Source organism: Mesorhizobium sp. (assembly GCF_004963255.1).
Classification (GTDB): Bacteria; Pseudomonadota; Alphaproteobacteria; order Rhizobiales; family Rhizobiaceae; genus Mesorhizobium.
Map to the genome: position 1 here is coordinate 56,858 of NZ_SUGA01000006.1, position 21,658 is coordinate 78,515.

The window sequence follows — 21,658 nt, forward strand, 5'->3', positions numbered from 1 at the left end:
GGGTCAAAATGGCAAACGCCTGGAGCAACTGGTCGGGTTTCGTCACGGCTTCCCCGAAATCGATCGCGACGCCGGCCGACGCAGGCGAGCTGGCCGAGCTGGTGCGCTCGGCGCCCGGCCCGCTGCGCGTCGCCGGCGCTGGGCATTCCTTCACGCCGCTGGTGCAGTCCGACGGCGCCATCGTTTCGCTTGAGAAGATCGAAGGCCTGGTCTCGCACGAACCGGCGGCCCACAGGGCGCGGGTGGGGGCGGGCACGCGGCTCGGCGCCCTGATGCATATCCTGCAAGGCATCGGCCAGGGCCTGCCGAACATGGGCGACATCGACAAGCAGGCGATCGGCGGCGCGCTGGGCACTGCCACGCATGGCTCCGGCCCGACGCTCGGCGCCTATCACACGCAGTTGGAGGCGGTGCAGCTTGTGGACGGCAAAGGCAAGCTGCGCGAGTACAGCCGGGCCAGCGACCAGGACATGATCCACGCCATCGGCGTCGCGCTGGGCAGCTTCGGCATTCTCACCGAAGTGACGATGAACAACATCGCGGCCTACCGCCTGCGCCGCCGCAAATGGGTGCTGCCGATCGGCGACATGCTGCGCGATTTCGAGACGATGATGGGCGCGCATCGTTCGGCCGAGTTCTACTACATCCCGTTTTCCGGCTACGCCCAATTCATCGCCAGCGACCTGAGCGATGCGCAGCCGACGCAGCGGCCGACAGAGGACGACGAGGAAGGCCTGGCGACATTGCGCAAGCTGCGCACCGTGCTGCGCCGGCTGCCTTCGCTGCGCCGCACGCTGATCAAGGGCGCGGTGAAGAAGGTGCCGGCCGAGGATTATGTGCAAGACTGGCTCAACGTCTATGTCAGCGACCGTCGCACCAAATTCAACGAGATGGAATACCACCTGCCATTCGAGGAAGGTCCGAAGGCGTTGGCCGAGATCATCGCGCTGACCGAAAAGCACTTTCCGGAAGTCTATTTCCCGATGGAGGTGCGTTCGGTGGCGCCCGACGAGTTCTGGCTTTCGCCCTTCCACAAGCGGCTGGCCTGCTCGATCGCCATCCACCACGATGCGGCCAACGACCCGCTGCCTTTCATGCGCGCCGCCGAGCCCATCTTCCGCAAATGTGGCGGCAGGCCGCATTGGGGCAAGATGCACAGCCTGAAGGCGGCGGATTTCAAGAAACTCTATCCGCGCTGGGACGACGCGCTTGCCGTGCGCCGCGACATCGATCCCGACAACCGTTTCGTGTCGCCCTATATGGCCGGCCTGTTCGGCATCGAATGATGAGCGCCTATTTCGCTGCCCTGTCCGAGGCGTTGAAGGCAGCCGAGATCTTCCGGCCCTGCCTTGTGCTCGACCGCGATCGGCTGGACGGCAACATCGCGCTGGTGAAGGAGCGGCTGGCGCCCGGCCTTGCCGTTCGGCTGGTCGACAAGTCGCTGCCATGCATACCGCTGCTGTCGCATATCGCGCGAGCCCTCGAAACCAATCGCTTCATGACCTTCCATCCGCCGGTGACGCAGGCCGTTCTCGACGGCTTTCCCGAGGGCGATCTGCTCTACGGCAAGCCGATGCCGGTCGGCGCTGCCAGGGCCGCGCTGACAAGAGGCGGCGCCGGCTGGTGGTCACGCGTCTGCTGGCTCATCGACACGCCGGAGCGGCTGGCCGACTATGGCGCCTTGGCCGCCGCGCTCGACACCGAACTGCGCTTCGCCTTCGAGGTCGATGTCGGCCTGCATCGCGGCGGTTTTTCCAGTCCCGCCGAGATCAAGGCGCTGACGGTGCCGGAGCGCCTGCATTGCGAAGGCATCATGGCCTATGAAGCGCATGCGCCGGAGATACCGGGCCTGTTCGGCGGCGCGGCCAGGGCGCTGAAGCGGGCTTCGGCCAAGGCGGCGGAGTTCGCCGCAGCCCTCGATCCGAACCAGCGCCGCATCCTCAACATAGGCGGCTCGAAGACGGCGCTGCTGCATGGCGGCGGCGTCGCCAACGAAGTGTCGATCGGCTCGGCTTTCGTGCTGCCGAGCGACTTCGACACCCCTGGCCTCCACGGCCTCCAGCCGGCCGCCTTCATCGCCACGCCGATCCTCAAAGCGCTCGATCCGATGCTGCCGGGTCCGCCGTCGGTTTCCAGGGCGCTGCAGGCGCTCGGCCTCTTCCCGAAGAAGGGCTGCTATCTCTATGGCGGCAAGTGGATGGCCGAACCGGTGTTCCCTGAAGGCATGAAGCCGAACGGCCTGATCGGGCTATCGTCCAATCAGCAATTCATGGGCCTGCCGGCAGGCGCCTATGTGAAGCCCGGCGACTACGCCTTCCTGCGGCCGACGCAGAGCGAGGCGGTGCTGCAGCATTTCGGGGCGATCACGGTTTTTGCCGGCGGACGGATCGGCGAGTTCTGGCCGGTGCTGCCGATGGGGTGAGGCGGCGCAACTGGCCCCGCGACTTCGTCAATCCAGGGTCTGCGCGTCGCTTCGCTCCTTGTTCGGCCCTTGAATGACGAAGTCGTGTAGCGTCTCGCTCGCCGTATTTATTGACTAAGTCAACTAAATGATCGATCCTGTCTAAGGCAGGAGGACTTCCCATGACCATCCACGACCACCCCGGCAAAGAGCGCATCGATACGGTGCGCGCCTTCAACCGCTTCTACACCCGCCAGATCGGCCTGCTCGACGAGGGCCTTCTGAGAAGCCCGTTCTCGCTGACCGAGGCGCGGGTGCTCTATGAGCTTGCCCATCGCGACGGGTTGGTCGCCAGCGATCTGGTGCGCGACCTCAGCCTCGACCCGGGCTATGTCAGCCGCCTCTTGAAGAAATTCGAGGAGCGTGGCCTGGTCGAGCGCGAAGCCAGCGAGGTGGACGCGCGCCGCGCCTCGATCGCGCTGACGCCGGCGGGCAGGCAAGCCTTCGCGCCGCTCAACCAGGATTCGCATGACCAGGTGGGCGCGCTGCTCGACCGCTTGCCGCCCGCCGACCAGGAGCGGCTGGTCAAGGCCATGCGCACCGTCCAGGATCTGCTCGGCGACCGCCCCGAACCCAATGTGCCCTACATCCTGCGGCCGCTGCAGGTCGGCGACATCGGCTGGGTCACGCGCCGTCAGGGCATGCTCTACACCGAGGAGTACGGCTGGGACGGAACCTATGAGGCGCTGGTCGCCGAGATCCTCGCTGAGTTCGTCAAGAAATTCGATCCAAAGTGGGAGCGCGCCTGGATCGCTGAGCGCGAAGGCGAGGTGGTCGGCTCGGTCTTTGTCGTGCGCAAGTCGTCCGAGGTTGCGAAGCTGAGACTGCTCTATGTCGAGCCGTCGGCGCGCGGCCTGGGCATCGGCCGGCGCCTGGTCGACGAATGCATCGCCTTCGCCCGCGCCAAGGGCTACAAGACGCTCACGCTTTGGACCAACGACATACTGGGCTCGGCTCGCCGCATCTACCAGACCGTGGGCTTCAAGCTGGTCGACGAGGAGCGCCATCATTCCTTCGGCAAGGATCTCGTCGGCCAGACTTGGGACTTGGAGCTGTAGCGCTTCGCCTTCTCGGATGCCCAAGCGGCTTTAACTGGCTTGCTCAGACCGTCCAGAAATAGCGCACGATGTGGAAGAAGATCGGCGCGGCGAAGACTAGGCTGTCAGTGCGGTCGAGCATGCCGCCATGGCCTTCGATCAGATGGCCCCAGTCCTTGACGCCCTGGTCGCGCTTGATCGCCGAGGCGACGAGGCCGCCGAGAAATCCCATCGTGCAGGCGACGAAGGCGACGGCCGAGGCCTGCAGCGGCGAGAAGGGCGTGATGAAGGCGAGCAGCGCGCCGAGCAGGCTCGACGCGACCAGCCCGCCGATCAGCCCCTCCCAGGTTTTCGACGGCGACACGTTCGGCGAGAAGCGGTGTTTTCCGAACAGCTTGCCGAAGATGTATTGCAGGACGTCGCTGCCCTGCACGACGATGATCAGGAAGGCGATGAGCAGAAGGTTGCGGTCTTCGAAACCCGGCACGTTGAGCGTCAGCAAAGCGGGCACGTGGCTGACGCAATAGACCGAGATCATGATCGCCCACTGCTGCGCCGAGACCCGCTCCAGAAACCGTTCCGTGTCGCCATGCAGCGCCGTGATCGCCGGCATCAGCAGGAAGCAGTAGACCGGAATGAAGATGACGAAGAGGCCGTACCAGGCGGTCCACACCAGCCAGTACTGGAAGGGGATGACGATGCCGAACATGCCGAGCAATACCCAGTGGTCGCTGCGCCGGCTGTGCGTCAGCGTCACGAATTCACGCAGCGCCGCAAACGAGATCAGCGCGAACAGGATGGTCATGCCGTAGCGGCCGAAGAAGAAGGCCACCGTCATCAGCGCCACCATCACCCACCAGGCGTTGATGCGTTGCGTGAGGTTGACGAGCGTGGCGCTCAACGGCTTCGGCGCGCGCATCGAGAGGATGCCGGCGGTGACGCTGGCGGTGCTCAGCACCACGAAAAGGCCGATGATGAGAATGCTGATTTCGTGGCGCATCAATCGTCTCGGTCGGGGCGCGGATTGAGCGCCAGAAGCTCGGCGCGGGCGCGGTGGAGGAAGGCGCGCCGCTCTTCACCCGGCCCCACAACGACGGGCGCGCCGAAGACGACGCGGCAAAGCAGCGGCACAGGCAGGAACTGGCCCTTGGGCAGCACGCGCGACATGTTCTCGATCCAGCAGGGGATCAGCTCGACGTCGGGCCGCGCCATCGACAGATTGTAGAGGCCGGAACGAAAAGGCAGCAGCTCGTCGCTGGTGTTGCGGGTGCCTTCAGGGAAGATGATCAGCGAATGACCCTGGTCGAGCACGGAGAGCATGATCGAGATCGGGTGCTCCGCTTCGCTCGTCCAGGTCCGGCTGATCAGCACCGACGACAGCATGTCCTGCGCGATAAAGCGGCGGAGTCGCGACTTGCCCCAATATTCGGCGGCGGCGATCGCATGCGTCTTGGCGCGCTCCGTCTCGCTGAGGCAGGCCGACAGAAGGATGAAATCGCCATGGCTGGTGTGGTTGGCGAAATAGATGCGCTGCCGGTCCGACGGCTCGCTGCCGCTCCAGATCGGCCGCACGCCGGTGACCGCCCATGCCATCGCCGAAAGGCCGACCGAGGTTACGGTCTGCAACAGCGTGTAGGTGCGCAGCGAAAGCTTGCTCATCTGGGCATCCAGAATCCGGCGGTGAGGAACGCGACGACGAAGACCGCGAAGGCGATCCGCTGCCTGGCCAGCAGGCGGCGTGTTCCGGCGATGCGCTCGTCAAGCTGGCGCGGCGTGGCCGGGGCGGGCTTCAGCCGCATGCGGCTCAGCGTGTCGTCGACGGCGGCGCCTCCTGATATCTCGTCGCCATGCGTCGCCATCAGCCGGAACAGCAGCACATCGAAGACGAGAAGCACCGAGAGCCCGAGCACTACGACGGCGCTCGCCGCCGCGACGAGCAACGCCAGAACCGCAAGCGGCGCCTGGAGCGCGCCGCGCGCCGAGGCGACCAGCGGCGCGATGCTGTCGCCGGCGATCACGATCGCGGCCGGCCATGCCGCCTGCTTGACCAGCATGGCGGCGAAGGCGGCAGTCTTGCGCTGATAGGCGTCGTCGCTCATGCCGGCTCGTCCAATCCGGCCTGAAGATGCACTGGACGGCCGGACGCGGCGAGCTGCTTGCTCGCCTGCGCCGGCGTGTGCGAGCGGCCGCTGGCAACCAGCCAGCGGGCGACGACCGTGGCGCTGCGCTGGAAGCCGAGCGCGCAGCAGATCAGCACGGTGCCTTGCCGGCGCGCCGGCTCGATTGCCGCCACCGCCTGGTCGAGCGTGTCCGCGGGCGGCGGCAGGAGGTCGAGCATGGCAAAGCTGATCCAGCGGCCCGGCCCGTCGCGCGGCCGCTCCAGCTCGGCGGCAAGATCGATCACCGTGCCGAAGCCGTGTGCTTCGGCAGCCTTGGGAAAGCGCCCGAGAAAGACGCCGTCGGTGACGGCAACCACCGGCGGCAGCTTGCGCGTCCAGGCCCAGACATTGATCTTGGCGCCCAGCCGGTATGGCCAGAGCAGGACGCGGCTTGCCGGGGACACGCGGCCCTCCGCCGTCTTCTGGAACACTTTTGGTCCGGCCCCGGCATAGCCGAAAGCGACGATGCCCAGCGCAAGTGCCGGCCACAAAAGGATAAGCGCAAGCGCCGAGAAGAAGGCGCCGATGGCTGCGCCGGCGAGCGCCAGGACGGCGCCCAGTGCATAGTAGAGCGAAAGGCGCAGCGCCTTGCCGTCAGCGGTGAGACGGAAGCCGGCAATGGGCAACTCGCCCGTGGCCGGGAACAGCCACAGCGCGAAGACGCCGAGCAGCGCGCCGGTCGGGATGTCGATGAAATGGTGTTGCCATGTCGTCAGCACCGAAGCGCCGATCAGGAAGCACCAAACGTGCCAGAGCGTGAGCAGCGGGCCAGAAAGGCGCTGGCGCCAATGATCCCAGATGATCGCCAGCAGCGCGATATGCAGGGAAGGCGCCTGGTTGAATGGCTTGTCGAAACCGCCGAGCACGGCAAACATGAAGCCGGGCAGGCCGGTCGTTGCCGGCCGCACGAAGGTGGCGGCCAGCGGAAACAGGAGGAAGCAGGAGACAGCGACCACCTGCGCGGTGAGATAGCGGCCGGCCAGCCGGCTTACGCCCTGCCGGCTGTCGTTGAGCAGCAGCGACAGGGCGTAGAACAGGTTGATCGACCAGTAGGGCACGATCGTCCAGGCGAGGAACGGAACGTGGTGCTCCCAGGAGAAGACGATGCTGCCGACTTGATTGCGAGTCGAGGCCAGCCAGTTGGCGAAGCCATAGGTCGAATAGAAGAATGGAGCGAGAAACGCGAGCCACAGCGCCGCCCGAAGGACGACACGTCCGTAGGGTTCGGCGGCTGCGGTGGCTGAAAGTGGCGGGGGCTCGGCGCTGGCGGGCATGCGTGGGCGGTCCTAAATCCGCCTTGCCAGCGAGACGGTGAAGATACCCCATTGGTCGATGCGCTGGTCGAGCTTCTCAAAGCCGGCGGCTTCGACCAGCTGGTCCATCTCGGCTTGCGTGCGCCGCCGCATCACCCAGGCCTGGCCGCCGCGATGCGAAGTCAGGCTGCGCGCGATCATTTCGAGCTGCGGATGCCAGGGCTGGTTGGTGTAGATCAGCAGGCTGCCCGGCTGCATGGCGCGGGCCAGGCCGCCGAGCGAGCCGGCGATCAACGCATTGTCCGAGAAGAGCTCGTAGAGGCCGGAGACGATAGCGAGGTCCGGCGTCGGGTTCAGCGCGGCGAGCCCGTCGACGTCGAAGGCATCGGCGCGGCGGAACGAGACGCTGGCCGGCAATTGCCGATCGGCGATCAGCTTGCGGCCGAGTTCGACATTGAGGTCGGAATAATCCTGCAGACGCACACTGGCCGGCTGTTCGGCGCTCTTGCCGATCGCGTCGAGCACGTAGCGGCCGTGGCCGGCGGCGATGTCGATTATGTGGCCTGGCCGTCCGGCCGCTTTCAGCGATGCTAGCGCCTGGCCGATCAGCTCCTCGAGGTTGAGCTTGCGCTGGCGGATGCCGCGCCAGCCAATGGCGTCGAGAAAAGTCCTGTCGACCATGCGGCCGATTGGCCCGAGCCCTCGCGCCTCGTTCTCGTAGACATAGTCCAGCGTCGAGCCGGAATCGAAACCGGTGCCGACGCCGATCTTCATGCCGCGCGAGAACCAGCTGCCGATGCGGATGAACGCGCGGCTCATGGCCCAATAGAGGCCACTGGGCGACAGAAGATCGAGCGGCGAGGCAAGCCTGTCGGCCTCGTCGCGCGTGTAGCCGGTGATGTCCGCCTGCTTCAGGTCGACAGCCTCGGCCGGCTTCTGGAACTGCTCTTCGATAAACGGCCGGATCAGGTCGAGCGCCTTGGCGCGGTCGCGCTCGCCCAGCGTATCGTGGAAGAAGCCCGACAGTACATGCCGCTCCTTCACGCGGCTGCCGAGATTGACGAAGAACTCGTGCTGGGGGCCGTGCCGCACCACCCAATCGCTGCCGGACAAAAGAAGCTGCGTCGGCACGGTGATGGCGCGGGCGTCGGAGACGATGCGCGCCGCATGCTGGTAGAGCTCGACCAGGATGTTGGAAGCGATCGGGCGCGTGATCAGCGGGTCGTTCTCGAACGAGGCGATGCGCACCGGATCATGGGTGAGAAGGCTCGCCTTGACATAGGAATTGACGAAGAAGCGCCCGTTGATCTTCTGCCACAGCGCGATGCCTTCCTTCGCGAAAGGCACATAGAGCTTGACCGAGAAGGCGGGCGAGGCGAGCACCATGGCGCGCAGTTTCGGCGCATAGTCATGCACCCAGGCGGCGGCGAGCACCGCGCCGAAGGACTGCGCGATCAGCGCGATATCCTGTGCGGCAAAACCGTCCTTTGCGGCGATCTCGCGCATGAAACAGTCGATATCGCGCACCAGCGCCGCGAAGGACGGCGCATAGCCGCGCTCGCCGGCGGAGCGGCCATTGCCGCGCGCATCCCAGGCATAGAAGGCGTAATCCGGCATTCGCAATTCATCGACCAGATGCGCCATGCGGCCGCCATGCTCGTGGCCGCGATGGACGAGCACCACCGCGCCCTTGGCCTCGGCCGATGCCGCCGGCCAGAAACGGTAGAAAATCTCCGTGCCGTCATGGCTGTGGAAGCTGCGTTCCTGCGCCTGCCGCGTAAGGCTTTCCGCCGGCGCGGCGCCGATCTGTTCGTGAAGCATGCTGTTCCCCTCGGACTGCATCGCGAGCCTCGATGCTTAGCCGGCAGTAAGACCGGCGCGTATCCGGTTTATGGCGGTCAGCAGCGACAGCGTAGCCATGGCCGGAAACACAAACGGCGCGATGGCCGCGGGCCATAGCCCCAGGGCGCATAAGGCCGCGACCACGCCGAGCCCAAGCGCCCGGTCGCTCTTGCCGAACGGGCCGGCATAGTTGCGACCGATGCCTGCGGCGATGCCGAGCACGCCGGCGAATTCGGCAAGCATGGCTGCCAGGGCAAAGGCAACGACAGCCCATTGGCCGAATTGCGTAAAGGCCGCGAAGGGCAGGATCAGCGCCAAATCGGAAACGACGTCGCAGATCTCGTTCAGATACATGCCAAGCGTAGAGGCCTGGCCGTGCTCCCGCGCCAGCATGCCGTCCATCGCGTTAAGCGCCATGCGCACGAACAGCACCAGGGGGACGAGCAGCACAAGCAGGCGCGAACCCGGCGCCGCCGCGATCGCCACGCCGGCCGCGATCGACAGGGTGGCCGCCAGCAAGGTGATGAAATTGGCTGTCGCGCCCATTGCTGCCAGACGGCTGACAAGCGGTCGCAGCCTGTCCTGGAAGGCCGGCTTCAGCGCATAGAGCGTCGGCATTGCGTGATCCCCCGATCCACGGTGCAGCTTTACCACGAGCGAGGCGAGCGGCGCTAGCGTGTGGCAGAAAACACAATGAATTTTCAGACGGTTGACGCCTTGCTGTGAATGCATCGCCTGAAACCGCAGCTTCGGCCTTGGGTAGCCGTTCACCGATTGCCGAATTCACCGGGCGCTAACCATGAATGCACCAAATGCCTGCCATGACGACTTGCCGGCTTCTGGTGCAATGCGTCCCCTTGAATAATAAGCACGCTTATTATATGTATCGCTCATGGTTTCGGATGGCATCGACAGATTGGGATTTTTGATCCACGACGTGCAGCGCCTGATGCGCAAGCGCTTCGAGGCGCGCGCCCGCGGGTTAGGGCTTTCCTCGGCGCAATGGCGACTGATGGTGCGCGTCGCCAAGGAAGAAGGCATCACGCAGGCGCGGCTGGCCGAACTGCTCGAAATCGAGCCGATCAGCGTCTCGCGCCTCGTCGACCGCATGGAGGAGGGCGGCTGGATCGAGCGCCGCCAGGACGCCACCGACCGGCGCGTGCGCATGATCTTCCCGACCGAGAAGGCGAGCGCTGCCTACGCAGATGTCAAAAGCCTTGCCGGCGAGGTCTATGAGGAGTCGCTGACCGGCGTTTCGCCTGAAGACCGACGCATCCTGATCCGGGTGTTGGACACGATCGTGCAGAACCTGACGGACGGCGAGGCATCGTCCCTAGAAAAGATCAAGAGCAGGGAAGGGGCAGCGGCATGAGCGCAGCAGCCAAGCGGGAAGACGACAACGTCACCAAGCTGAACGCGCCGGCACAGCCGGTCGCTGAAGCGCCGGCGCAGCCGGCTTCCGCCCCGGTCGCCGTGGCTCCGGAGCCGCAGCCGGCGCCGGTCGCGCCGAAGAAGAAGCGCCGCCTCGGCCGCTTCCTGCTCATGGTCGCGCTGCCGCTGGCGCTGCTTGTCGGCGGCTCCTATGTCTGGGTGACGGGCGGCCGCTATCAGGAAACCGAGAACGCCAACCTGCAGCAGGCCAGGATTTCGGTCGCCTCCGACACAGCCGGCCGTATCGTTCAGGTCGGCATCGCCGACAACCAGCTGGTCAAGCAGGGCGACCTTCTCTTCGTCATCGATCCCGAGCCTTACAGGATCGCGCTCGCCCAGGCCGATGCGGCGGTCGCCGCGGCGCGCCTCAATGTGGAGCAGCTGCGCGCCGCCTACAGCCAGGCGATGGCGCAGGAGAAGTCCGCCTCGAGCGAGGTCGACTATGCGCAGTCGCAATATGACCGCGCCGCCGATCTCGCGCAGAAGGGCATCAACGCCAAGTCCTCGCTCGATGAGGCCCGCAACGATCTCGACAAGGCCAAGCAGCAACTGGCCGTCGCTGAGCAAGGCATCGTCAGCGCCAAGGCGGCGCTCGGCGGCAATCCGGACATCGAGACCGACAAGCATCCGACCGTGATGGCCGCTTTGGCCGCGCGCGACAAGGCGGCCTATGATCTGGCGCAGACCACGGTGAAGGCGCCGGCCGACGGCGTCATCTACCAGGCGGCTTCCTTCAAGGTCGGCCAGTATGTTTCCGTCGGCACGCCGCTCTTCGCGCTCGTCGAGACCGGCGACACCTGGATCGACGCCAATTTCAAGGAGACCCAGCTCACCAACATGAAGCCGGGCCAGAAGGCGGAGATCGTCGTCGACACCTATCCGGGCCGCACCTTCGAGGCGACGGTCAAGGCGATCGGCGCCGGCACGGGCGCGGAGTTCTCGCTGCTGCCCGCGCAAAACGCCACCGGCAACTGGGTCAAGGTCACGCAGCGCATTCCCGTGCGCCTGGAACTGACCGATCCAGACGCCAGGATGGCGCTACGCACCGGCATGAGCGCGACCGTCACTGTCGACACCGGCGTGGCGCGCGGTCTGCCATCGATCTTCGGCCATGCCACGGCAGGAGAGCACGCGCAGTAACAATACGCCCCCATGAATCGGAGGCGGAGCAGGGGATTGGTCTGATGGGAGGAGTGAGAAGGATAAGCGTTTAAGATCAGCCGTTTGACGGCGCGATCAAAACCGAAACCTTCGTCACGGACCCGTCGGTCCTCAGGTTTCCGGGCGGCAGGCATCCGCTCCAACAGAGACTTTCAGTCGATGTAACCCCCACATCGATAGTCGCGTCCCACCGCGATGAAGGTCTCTCAACGGAAGGCTTTGCCGCCCGGAAGCCTAATGTACACGGTTTTGTTACCTGCTGGAAGTTCAGCATCATGAGCACGCCCGAACCCTTCAAGGAAGTGCCGCATCGCGGACTTATCACCGTCGCGCTGATGCTGGCGACCATCATGCAGGCGCTCGACACCACGATCGCCAATGTCGCGCTGCCGACCATGACGGGCGACCTCGGCGCGTCGCCCGACAACATCAACTGGGTGCTGACCTCCTATATCGTGGCGGCGGCGATCATGACGCCGGTCACCGGCTGGCTCGCCGACCGGCTCGGCCGCAAGGAGCTGTTCCTCGCCTCCGTCGTCGGCTTCACCATCTTCTCCATGCTCTGCGGCCTTGCCTGGAGCCTCGAGACGATCGTGCTCTTCCGCCTGCTGCAGGGCGTGTTCGGCGCGGCCATCGTGCCGCTGTCACAGACCTTCCTGCTCGACATCAACCCGAAGGAGCGCCACGGCCAGGCGATGGCCATCTGGGGCGCCGGCATCATGCTTGGGCCCATCCTGGGGCCGACGCTCGGCGGCTGGCTGACGGAGAACTTCAACTGGCGCTGGGTGTTCTTCATCAACCTGCCGGTCGGCATCCTCGCCTTCCTCGGCATGGCCGCCTATCTGCCTGTCATCGCCAAGCGCGTGCGCGGCTTCGACTTCTTCGGCTTCGCCATGCTCTCGCTCGGCGTCGGCGCGCTGCAGCTCCTGCTCGATCGCGGCGGCGAGGTCGACTGGTTCAACTCGGCCGAGATCTGGATCGAGCTTGCTCTGTCGCTCACAGGCTTCTGGGTGTTCATCATCCACACGGTGACGGCAGAGCATCCCTTCATCGACCCAAAGATCTTCCTCGACCGCAATTTCGTGACCGGGCTGGGCTTCATCTTCGTCATGGGCGTGCTGATCCTGGCCTCGATGTCGCTGTTGCCGCCGATGCTGGCCAACATCTTCGGCTATCCGACCGTGACCATCGGCGTGGTGCTGGGTCCGCGCGGCATCGGCACTATGATCTCGATGCTGGTCGTCGGCCGCATCATGCACAGGTTCGATGCGAGGATCCTCGTCGCCATCGGTTTCCTGCTGACCGCGCAGTCGCTCTACACCATGGCAAGCTTCACGCCGCAGATGGACAACTGGCTGATCCTCACCTCGGGCGTCATCCAGGGTCTCGGCATGGGCATGGTGTTCGTGCCGCTGTCGACGGTCGCCTTCGCCACGCTCGATGCCCGCTACCGGACTGACGCCACCTCGTTGTTCAGCCTGGTGCGCAATCTTGGCTCGTCGATCGGCGTGTCGGTGGTCGCGGCCTTGATGGTGCGCAACACCCAGATCAACCACACCGAGCTGTCGGCCTTCATCAACCCCTACAATCCCAACCTATGGGCTGCGTCTCCGGCGGCGGCCGCCGGAGACCCGGCGGCTCTTTCGCAGGTCGACCGCGCAGTGAATGCGCAGGCGATGATGATCTCCTATATCAACGACTTCAAAATCCTGATGGTGATGACGCTGGCCGCGATCCCGTTCGTCATCCTGCTGCGCAAGCCCAAGGCAGCGCCGGCGGGCGGTGCGCCGGCGGCGCATATGGACTAGGACCGCCACACCGGTTGGTCCTAGATCACGACCGGGACAGGCTGGATCGTTTCAGCGTTGAGCGGTTGGATGAACGCGATGCAGAACCTGTCATTTCCAGTATTCGATCTCGGACAATTCGAGACCGCGAGCGCCGCGCGGAAGAAGGCGCTCGGCCGCGAGGTCGACCGCATCTGCCGCAGCACCGGCTTCCTCGCGGTAATGAACCACGGCGTTCCGCAGGCCGTGATCGACGCCGCCTGGTCGAAGGCGAAGGCCTTCTTCGACCTGCCGCCCGAGCAAAAGCAGCGCGCGAAGGCGCCCTACAAGGGTTATCCCTACGGATATCTCGGCCCCGAGACCGAGGCGCTGGCAAAGTCCCGCAACGTCGACACGCCGCCGGACTTGAAGGAGAGCTTCAACGGCGGACCTCCCCGCGTGCCTCCGGGCATCAAGGACCCGGAGGCCCTGGCCTTCTGCTACGCCGAGACGATCTGGCCGGCCGAGCCCGAAGGCTTCATCGAAGCCTGGAAGGCCTATTATGCGGCTCTCGAGGACCTTGCGGTGCGCATCATGCGGGTCTTCGCCACCGCGCTTGATTTGCCGGAAACCTATTTCGACGTCTTCCTCGATGCGCCGATCAGCGCGCTGAGAGCGCTGAACTATCCCGAGCAACATGTCGCGCCGAAGCCCGGCCAGATCCGCGCCGGCGCTCATACCGACTATGGCAGCCTGACCATCCTGCTGCCGCAGCCAGGGTCGCGCGGGCTGCAGATCGTCGCGCCGGGCGGCGAATGGGCTGAGGTGCCGCCAGTGCCCGGCGCCTTCGTCATCAACATCGGCGACCTGATGGCGCGCTGGACCAACGATCGTTGGGTGTCCACCGTGCATCGTGTCGTCAATCCGCCGGCGCAGCAGGGCGGCAAGGATCGCCGGCAATCGATGGCTTTCTTCCACCAGCCGAACTGGGACGCCGAGATTGCGGTGCTGGACGCATGCCTGGCCGAGGGAGAGGCGCCGAAATATGAGCCGGTTCGCTCCGGCCCCTATCTGATGGGCAAGTTCAAGGCGACGACGAAATAGGGCGGGGCCGACGCCTTATCGACCCAGCACCAGCGCCCAGTAGCGCAAGGCAGGATCGCGGCCGTCGCGCACGTAGGCGAGCCCGAAGCGGCTGAAGTCCGGATCGAGCATGTTGCGGCGGTGACCGTCCGAATGCATCCAGATGTCGAACAGTTTTTGCAGGTCGAAGCGGCCTTCGGCGATGTTTTCGGCCGCCGCGCCCCGCACGCCATTGTCCTTCATGCGCGAGGCGAAATCCTTGCCCCAGCCGGTGGTGTGGCTCATGCGCTCGCGCGATGCCATGTAGCCGGCCTGCTGCAGCGCCGCCTGTTCGAGCTGCGTGTCGGGAACCAGCGCCGGCAGCCCGGCCGTGGTGCGAATGCCGGCCAGCGTCGCCGTGGCGGTCGAAGAGACGCCGGCGCCTTCACCGGTCGGCACCGTGACGGTGCTGCAGGCGGCGATGCCCGCAAGTGCTGCAAGGCCAGCGGCCTTGATCAGCATGCGACGGTTCATATCGGGGAGGGCGGTGGTCGAGATGCTCATCCGGCCTCTGATACCGCCGATCATGGCTTTTGCCGGGCAGGCGAGGAAAATCGTATCAAGCGGCGACTTTTCCCGGAAGATCGGTTATCATCCCGGCGTTCTTGAAAGTGGCAGCCACGGGCGGCCACCCAGGCGGTGACCGCCCCCGATATAAACGGAGGACGGTTATGGCCGGTTTTCATGTCATGACGGACGCGTACGGCGCGCATGTTCAGCCCACGGTGCGCCACATCTCGACCGCGGACCTTTGGGACGCGCTCAAGCTCGGCGCCGAGGATTTTTGGGCCAAGCCTTCGCATTACGTGTTCCTGTGCCTGATCTATCCGATCGTCGGCCTCATCCTGACGCAATGGAGCTCGGGCTCGAACGCCATCCAGCTCGTCTATCCACTGATGTCCGGCTTCGCACTGATCGGTCCGTTCGCGGCCATCGGCCTCTATGAGATCAGCCGCCGGCGCGAGCTTGGCATGAGCAGCCGCTGGCACCATGCGCTGGACGTGCGCCATTCGCCGGCACTGCCGTCGATCGCGGTCATCGGCATCCTGCTCTTCGCGCTGTTCCTGTTGTGGCTGTTCACCGCGCAGTCGCTCTACACCAGCCTGTTCGGCGCCGAGCCGCCTGCTTCGGTCGGCACTTTCGTGCGCGACGTGCTGACGACCGGCAAGGGCTGGACCCTGATCCTCGTCGGCAACGCCGTCGGCTTCGTTTTCGCCGTTGTCGTTCTAGGAACCACCGTCGTCGCCTTCCCGCTCTTGCTCGACCGCGACGTCGGCGCCGTCGCGGCGATCGAGACCTCGGCCCGCGTGGTGATGGCCAATCCGCTGACGATGGCCCTCTGGGGCCTGACGGTCGCCGTGCTCCTGGTAATCGGCTCGATTCCGCTGTTTGCCGGACTCGCCGTCGTCATGCCGATCCTCGGCCACGCGACCTGGCATCTCTACCGCAAGGTGGTCGAGCCGGAGCAGATCCGGCCGGTGCGCCGGCCGATGTAGAGGTACGCCAGTAGGGTGCGTTGGGATTCAGGTCAGGCCGCCATTCGCGGCCGGCCTCACCTGAATATCAATGCGCCCTATCTCTGCGCCTCGGTCGCCATTTTCAGCGCCAGCGCCGTCAGCACTGTGCCCATCATCCAGCGCTGGACGACCAGCCAGAACGGCCGTCCGGCAAGGAAATTCGCGATCGAGCCGGCGGTCACCGCGATGATGGCGTTGACGGTGAGACTGATCGAGATCTGCGTCACGCCAAGCACCAAAAGCTGCGATAGAACATGGCCCTTGCCCGGATTGATGAACTGCGGCAGCAGCGACAGATAGAGCACCGCCACCTTCGGGTTGAGCAGGTTGGTCATCAGCCCCATGACGAAAAGCTTGCGCGGCTTGTCCCTGGGCAATTCACGGACCTGGAAGGGCGAGCGTCCGCCGGGCTTGAGCGCCTGCCAGGCGAGCCACAACAGATAGAGCGCGCCGGCGAAGCGTAGCGCGTCGTAGGCAAAAGGCACGGCGAAGATCAGCGCCGTGATGCCGAAGGCCGCCGACACGACATAGAACAGGAAGCCCAGCGCCACGCCGCCGAGCGAGATCAGCCCAGCCTTCGGCCCTTGCGACAGCGAGCGCGAGATGAGGTAGATCATGTTCGGGCCGGGTGTGAGCACCATGCCCAGGCAGATCAGCGCGAAGGTGAGGTGGTTGGCGGCGTCAGGCATCGGGATCTCCGGAAAGTTCCCGAGATGTGCGCCGCTTCGTTAAACGTCGCAAGGGCTTGATGGGATTGCCCTTTACGCCAGCGCGCCTTACCCGACCACGCGCAGGTTCGACAACTCGTTGGCGATTTCCTTGAAGTTGTCGGACAGCGTCGCCCCCGTTGCGTTCCAGAACAGTTTTGCCGGTTTGCTGGGATCGGTCGGATCCTTGCGGAAGCGGGAGTCGGAAGAGCAGGCTTTCAGCGCCGCCATGGCCTTCTGGTCGCTTGAGCTGGTCGAGGACATGTCGAGCGCCACCGTCATCACCATGATGTTGCCGGCCTTGGCGTTGTCGCACAGCTTCGCCATTTGCTCGTTCATCGCGGCGGTGTAGTTGCTCGACGAATAGTTGAACTGGCCGATCGCGCTCGACGTGCCGCCGAACAGGCGGGTGACCGAGGTGCCGTTATAGCCGACGCCGGTATATCCATAGGCGGCATAGGTCGACTTGTTGCCGGCCGGGTCGGAACTGACCGTCGAGTAGGTGTTCTCGCCGTCGGTCAGCACAATGACCACCTTGTCGTTGCCGCGCTCGGTTTCCGGCCGCCCCTCGGTGAAGGGCGGGGCGCTCGACACCGTGCGCCAGCCCCAGGCCATGCCTTCGGGCACATTCGTGTTGCCGTTGGGCTGCATCAGGTCGATCGCAGCCTTGATGGCTGCGAGCCCATCCGTTTGGGTGACATCGGTGAGCGGCGTGATCGGCGTGGTCGTGCAGCTGTAGTTCGGACCGGCGCCCGTGCTCAGCGTCGGCGCATTGATCGGCCGCGGCATGAAATATTTGGCCATGTTCGACTGCCTGGTCTTGCCGGTGATGCTCGACGGGTCGTCGTTCCACCAACTGTTGGCGGCGCCATAGGTCACTGGCTTCGGCTCGTCAGGGTCTTGCGTCACATACCAATGGTTGCCGGGCTCGTCAGGCGCGAACATCGGCACGAACATCGTTGCGGGATCGCCGACGCCGATGCCGGTGTTGTTGGGGCCGCCCGAGGCCGGCGTGTCGTCGACATTGTAGGGATAGGGACGCACTTCCACGCATCCCTGCCAACTGGCGAACGGGCCGTAGGTGTCGTTGTAGTCATATTCGTTGTGGCTGCGTTCGCAGGTGTTGTTGGAACGGTATTGATCGCACACGACACGCTTGCTGCCGACGATACGCTCGTGGCTGGTGACCACTTTCATGTCGCGATAGAGCTCGAAGCGGCTCAGCACCTGGTTTTCCGTCTCGCCCCAGCCGGTACCCTTCTTGTACCAGATGCCGTTGATCTTCTGGGCGTATTTGTCGGGCGCGTTCAGCGTCGACCAGTCGAAATTCTCATTGGCGACCGGCGACAGCCCATAGACGTCCATCCACGGGGCGTTGTCGTTGTCCGGCCCGACATTGACCGAGGCCGCGAACGGCACGAGGCTGAACTGCACCGGCTTGTCGATCTGCTTGATCTGTGCCGCCTGCAGCGCCAGCGTGTCGACAAGCTGCTTGGCGGCCTGCTTGAGCAGGTCGATGCGCTTCTGTCCTGAGCCGGTGCCGGGCGTTGTCATGGAGCCCGAATTGTCGAGCACCATCGCCACTTCCAGCGTGTTCTTCAGCCGCACCTGGGAACACATCTCGACCTGGATCGGCTTATGCGCGTCGCCGTCCGATGCGCCGCTGAGCAGCGCCGCCGCCGGATGGAAATAGGGATGATAGGTGAGCGTCGCGCAAAGCTTCATCAAGCCGCCGCCGGTCTGGCCGCTCGGCAGCGTGATGTTGAGCGAGATGTTGGCGGGGTCGATGTTGTTGAGGTTGGCGTTGAAGAAGTCGACCGCGTAGGCCCTGATCTGGTCGTCGGTCGCTCCTTGCGAAAGCCGCACCGCGGCGGCGAAGTTGGCGGCGTCGAGCGAGTTCAGCACCATCTGCTTCTCGCGGTTGAGCTCGGTGAAGTCGACCCCCAGCGCCAAGGCTCCCATCAGCGGAACCATGGCGACTGCCGTAACGAGGGCATAGTTGCCGCGGCGGTCATGGCAGAATTGATGCCAGAATTTGCGCATTTGCTCGAGCGGCCCCGGTTGTTGTGCTCAACTGACGATGCGCAGGTTCGACAATTCGTTGCCGATCGCCTTGAAGTCGTCCGAAAGCGTGGCGCCGGTCGAATTCCAGAACAGCTTCGCCGGCTTGCTCGGGTCGGTCGGATCCCTGCGGAAACGCGAGTCCGATGCGCAGTTCTTGAGGGCGGCCATGGCCTTCTTTTCGTCGGCCTTGGTATCGACCAGGTCGAGCGAGACGGTCATCACGATGACCCCAGCGGCTTTGGCATTGGTGCAAAGCGTCTGCATGTTCTCGTCGAGCGCCGCGGTATAGTTGCTGTCGGTGTAGGTGGTCTTCGGCACGGCGCTGCTGGTGTTCATGAACAAGCGTGTGACGCTGCCTGAACCGGGATAGGTCAGCCCGGTATATCCGTAGGCGGCGTAAGTGGACCTGTTGTTGGCGTAGCCGGAGTCGGCGACGGCGCTGTAAGTGTTGGCGCCATCCGTCAGGACGATGACCACCTTGTCGTTGCCTTTTTCGCTGTTCGGCCGACCTTCGGTGAACGGCTGGTTGCTGGACACGGTTCGCCAGCCCCAGGCAAGGCCTTCCGGCACGTTGGTGTTGCCGGTCGGCGCCATATCGTCGATGGCGTCATCCAGTTCCTGTTTCTCAGCCGCCACGCTGACATCCTTCAGCGGCGTGATCGGACTGGTGGTACAAGCCGCATTCGGACCGTCGCCGGCGCTCGCGGACGCCGAACCATATGGCTTGACCAGGAAGTATTTGCGCATGTCGGACTGGCGCTGCGACGCCGTCGGGTTGGACGAATAGGGCCAGTCCGCCCACCAGTTGTTGCTGTAGCCATAGCTCACGCTGCTGACGTCGTTGGTGCCATCGCGATTGAAATCGCGCCAAAGCGTGCCGGCCTCGTCGGGGGCGAACATCGGTACGAACAGCGTGGCCGGATTGGCGCTGTCCGGCGTGGTGTCGTCGTCATTGTACGGATACGGCCTGGCCTCCACGCAACCCTGCCAGCTGGCATAGCGGCTGGTGGTGTAGACATATGTCGGGGAAGGCGTAACCCAGTGGCCTTTGTTGCAGCTGCCATCTCTGTTGGTCACGTCGCAGACATACTGTCTCGGCGGCTGCACCGTCTCGCGGTCGGACTCGACGGTCATGTCGGAATAGAGGCTGAAGCGGGTGAGCGGCTGATCTTTGGTGTCTCCCCAGCCGGTGCCGCGCTTGTACCATATGCCGCCGACCTTTTGCGCGTACTTGTTGGGGTCGTTGGCCGAACTCATAGTCGACCAGTCGAAATCCTCGTGGTGGATCGGCGAGACGCCGTTCAGATCCATCCACGGATCCTGGTCGTGCGTCGGGCCGACATTGACGGAGGCCGAGAACGGGACCAGCGAGAACTGCACCGGCTTCGAGATCTGTTTCATCTGCTGGGCTTGTAGCGCAAGCGTGTCGACCAGCTGTTTCGCCGCCTGCTTGAGGAGGTCGATGCGTTTCTGGCCGGTTCCCGAGCCATTGATGCTCATTGAGCCGGAATTGTCGAGCACCAGCGCTACTTCGAGCGTGTTCTTGAGCCGGACTTCCGATCTGGCGGTCAAGCCTACGTTGGTTTCTCCGGCGGTGCCGCCATTGAGCAGCATGATGGCCGCCGGCAGGAAATAGGGCTTGTATTTGAGCGAGGCCTGGAGAATCAGCGTACCGCCGCCGGTATTGTTGTTTGGCAAGGTAACCGTCAGCGCCGTGTTTGCCGCGGCGACATGCGAGAGATTTGCTTCGAAGAACTGTTTGGCGAAGGCCTTCACCGCGTCGTCGCTGGCGCCGGCGACGATCTGCTGCGCTGTGGCGATACCCGCCGCGTCTAGCGCGTTCAGCGTTTCCTGCTTCTGCCTGATCAACTCGGTGTAGTCGACGGCGATCGCCACGGCGCCCATCAGCGGTATCATCGTGATAACCGTCATCAAGGCGTAATTACCCCGCCTGTCGCGAAAAAAATCGCGGATCATTGCATTTACCCCCGCCAAGGATCCATGCCGATATACGACCATGGTCGCAGTTGCCGTCGTACCATGGTCACAAATCATTAAATTTCAGCTTGCGCGAAACCATCAAGAACGCACCGGCTTTTTGACGGCGCATTAACCCTGTGCTTCCGGCGCAAAGGAGATCGAGGTCCCGGCCTGTGGTGGTCGGGAAAGCTCGTGACAGGACCGAACGCTTCGGTTATGCGGAACCGTCCGTGGCCGACAGTCTGTTGCGGCCCGCCAGGACTCAAGATCAGGGACACGGCATGGCGGATTCGCCTGACATCATCACCTCGCTCGACGATCTGGCGGGGCGCTACGCGGCCATACTGTGCGACGTATGGGGTGTCGTGCACAACGGCGAATGGCATTTTCCGGCGGCCGCCGCCGCGCTTGCGCGCGCACGCGCGGCCAATGTGCCTGTCGTGCTGATCACCAATTCGCCACGCCGCAGCGCCGACGTCGTTGCCCAGATGAAGGTGATCGGTGTTCCCGCCGACGCCTGTGACCGGGTCGTTACCTCCGGCGACGTGACGCGCGACCTGATCGCCGACGGCCCAAGGCGGATCTTCCATATCGGACCGGAGCGCGACTTCACGCTCTATGACGGGCTCGATGTCGATCTTGTCGAGGAATTCGAGGCCTCGGGTGTCGTCTGCACCGGTCTCTATGACGACGAGGTCGAGAAGCCCGCCGACTATGCCGAACTGCTGCAGCGGCTGCGCGCCCGCAACCTGCCTTTCATTTGCGCCAATCCGGATATTCTGGTGGAGCGCGGCGAGCGCACCATCTGGTGCGCCGGCGCGCTCGCGCGGGATTACGCGCAACTGGGCGGCCGTACGCTGATTGCCGGCAAGCCCTTCGCGCCGATCTACCATGTCGCCATGAAGGAGGTCGCCGGACTGCTTGGCCGCGCCGTCGAACGAAGCGAGGTTCTCGCCATCGGCGACGGCATGATGACAGATGTCAAGGGCGCGGCCGACAACGGGTTTGACGTGCTCTATGTCTCCGGCGGCATCCACGCGCGAGAGCATGGCGACGATCCCGCAAGGCTGACGGCCTTTCTCGAAAAGCACGGCTATCGGCCGGTCGCCGTCATTCCGCGCCTGCAATAGGTTGATAGTCTGGCCATGACGGGCGCTT

General features: G+C 64.6%; 19 protein-coding genes. 9 read left to right on the forward strand and 10 right to left on the reverse strand.

Going from position 1 to position 21,658, the window contains the following annotated elements:
* The first annotated feature begins 8 nt into the window (after positions 1-8).
* The 3 genes from E5X34_RS09465 to E5X34_RS09475 all read left to right on the forward strand — a co-directional run bounded on the left by E5X34_RS09465 (position 9) and on the right by E5X34_RS09475 (position 3,519).
* Positions 9-1,286, forward strand: a complete 1,278-nt coding sequence (locus E5X34_RS09465; RefSeq protein ID WP_292563325.1) for a D-arabinono-1,4-lactone oxidase — start codon at positions 9-11, stop codon at positions 1,284-1,286.
* On the forward strand, positions 1,286-2,422 hold the full coding sequence (locus E5X34_RS09470) for an alanine racemase (RefSeq protein WP_292563328.1): 1,137 nt from the start codon (positions 1,286-1,288) through the stop codon (positions 2,420-2,422). The genes E5X34_RS09465 and E5X34_RS09470 overlap by 1 nt, the downstream gene beginning before the upstream one ends.
* 161 nt (positions 2,423-2,583) lie before the next feature.
* Positions 2,584-3,519: a bifunctional helix-turn-helix transcriptional regulator/GNAT family N-acetyltransferase gene (locus E5X34_RS09475; protein ID WP_292563331.1), complete on the forward strand. Its 936-nt coding sequence runs from the start codon at positions 2,584-2,586 to the stop codon at positions 3,517-3,519.
* Positions 3,520-3,562: 43 nt separating this feature from the next.
* On the opposite strand, the gene E5X34_RS09480 is transcribed toward E5X34_RS09475, so the two are convergent.
* From E5X34_RS09480 to E5X34_RS09505, 6 genes are read right to left on the reverse strand one after another with little or no spacing between them, the layout of a single operon-like run.
* On the reverse strand, positions 3,563-4,498 hold the full coding sequence (locus E5X34_RS09480; RefSeq protein ID WP_126083183.1) for a phosphatidate cytidylyltransferase: 936 nt from the start codon (positions 4,496-4,498) through the stop codon (positions 3,563-3,565).
* Complete coding sequence (locus E5X34_RS09485) at positions 4,498-5,157, reverse strand: lysophospholipid acyltransferase family protein (RefSeq protein WP_292563333.1); 660 nt, start codon at positions 5,155-5,157, stop codon at positions 4,498-4,500. Before E5X34_RS09485 ends, E5X34_RS09480 begins: the two co-directional genes overlap by 1 nt.
* Positions 5,154-5,597, reverse strand: coding sequence for a hypothetical protein (locus E5X34_RS09490; protein ID WP_292563335.1), 444 nt, complete (start codon positions 5,595-5,597; stop codon positions 5,154-5,156). The genes E5X34_RS09485 and E5X34_RS09490 overlap by 4 nt, the downstream gene beginning before the upstream one ends.
* Positions 5,594-6,931, reverse strand: coding sequence for a phosphatase PAP2/dual specificity phosphatase family protein (locus E5X34_RS09495; protein WP_292563337.1), 1,338 nt, complete (start codon positions 6,929-6,931; stop codon positions 5,594-5,596). Before E5X34_RS09495 ends, E5X34_RS09490 begins: the two co-directional genes overlap by 4 nt.
* Before the next feature lie 12 nt (positions 6,932-6,943).
* The gene (locus E5X34_RS09500) at positions 6,944-8,731 is read right to left on the reverse strand and encodes a bifunctional alpha/beta hydrolase/class I SAM-dependent methyltransferase (RefSeq protein ID WP_292563339.1); all 1,788 of its coding nucleotides are present in this window, start codon (positions 8,729-8,731) and stop codon (positions 6,944-6,946) included.
* A gap of 36 nt (positions 8,732-8,767) precedes the next feature.
* The gene (locus E5X34_RS09505; RefSeq protein ID WP_292563342.1) at positions 8,768-9,370 is read right to left on the reverse strand and encodes a CDP-alcohol phosphatidyltransferase family protein; all 603 of its coding nucleotides are present in this window, start codon (positions 9,368-9,370) and stop codon (positions 8,768-8,770) included.
* Positions 9,371-9,644: 274 nt separating this feature from the next.
* Between E5X34_RS09505 and E5X34_RS09510 the strand changes: the two genes are divergently transcribed.
* From E5X34_RS09510 to E5X34_RS09525, 4 genes are all read left to right on the forward strand, one after another.
* The gene (locus tag E5X34_RS09510; RefSeq protein WP_292563344.1) at positions 9,645-10,124 is read left to right on the forward strand and encodes a MarR family transcriptional regulator; all 480 of its coding nucleotides are present in this window, start codon (positions 9,645-9,647) and stop codon (positions 10,122-10,124) included.
* Positions 10,121-11,323 (forward strand): HlyD family secretion protein, encoded by a 1,203-nt coding sequence (locus E5X34_RS09515; RefSeq protein WP_292563347.1) that lies wholly within the window; start codon positions 10,121-10,123, stop codon positions 11,321-11,323. Before E5X34_RS09510 ends, E5X34_RS09515 begins: the two co-directional genes overlap by 4 nt.
* Positions 11,324-11,619: 296 nt before the next feature.
* Positions 11,620-13,152 (forward strand): DHA2 family efflux MFS transporter permease subunit, encoded by a 1,533-nt coding sequence (locus E5X34_RS09520; RefSeq protein ID WP_292563350.1) that lies wholly within the window; start codon positions 11,620-11,622, stop codon positions 13,150-13,152.
* Between the two features lie 78 nt (positions 13,153-13,230).
* Positions 13,231-14,214, forward strand: coding sequence for a 2-oxoglutarate and iron-dependent oxygenase domain-containing protein (locus tag E5X34_RS09525; protein ID WP_292563353.1), 984 nt, complete (start codon positions 13,231-13,233; stop codon positions 14,212-14,214).
* 15 nt (positions 14,215-14,229) lie between these two features.
* On the opposite strand, the gene E5X34_RS09530 is transcribed toward E5X34_RS09525, so the two are convergent.
* Positions 14,230-14,736, reverse strand: coding sequence for a CAP domain-containing protein (locus tag E5X34_RS09530; protein WP_292563356.1), 507 nt, complete (start codon positions 14,734-14,736; stop codon positions 14,230-14,232).
* A 167-nt stretch (positions 14,737-14,903) separates the two neighbouring features.
* Here E5X34_RS09530 and E5X34_RS09535 point away from each other — a divergent pair, with 167 nt between their 5' ends.
* On the forward strand, positions 14,904-15,728 hold the full coding sequence (locus E5X34_RS09535; RefSeq protein ID WP_292563359.1) for a DUF2189 domain-containing protein: 825 nt from the start codon (positions 14,904-14,906) through the stop codon (positions 15,726-15,728).
* A gap of 77 nt (positions 15,729-15,805) precedes the next feature.
* Here E5X34_RS09535 and E5X34_RS09540 read toward each other — a convergent pair whose 3' ends face one another.
* From E5X34_RS09540 to E5X34_RS09550, 3 genes are all read right to left on the reverse strand, one after another.
* Complete coding sequence (locus tag E5X34_RS09540) at positions 15,806-16,438, reverse strand: LysE family translocator (RefSeq protein ID WP_292563361.1); 633 nt, start codon at positions 16,436-16,438, stop codon at positions 15,806-15,808.
* Positions 16,439-16,525: 87 nt separating this feature from the next.
* Entirely contained in the window at positions 16,526-18,499 is a 1,974-nt protein-coding gene (locus E5X34_RS09545; RefSeq protein ID WP_292563364.1) for a pilus assembly protein, read from the reverse strand.
* Positions 18,500-18,526: 27 nt separating this feature from the next.
* Complete coding sequence (locus E5X34_RS09550) at positions 18,527-20,497, reverse strand: TadE/TadG family type IV pilus assembly protein (protein WP_292563367.1); 1,971 nt, start codon at positions 20,495-20,497, stop codon at positions 18,527-18,529.
* A 284-nt stretch (positions 20,498-20,781) separates the two neighbouring features.
* Here E5X34_RS09550 and E5X34_RS09555 point away from each other — a divergent pair, with 284 nt between their 5' ends.
* Entirely contained in the window at positions 20,782-21,630 is an 849-nt protein-coding gene (locus tag E5X34_RS09555; RefSeq protein WP_292563370.1) for a TIGR01459 family HAD-type hydrolase, read from the forward strand.
* The last annotated feature ends 28 nt before the right edge of the window (positions 21,631-21,658 follow it).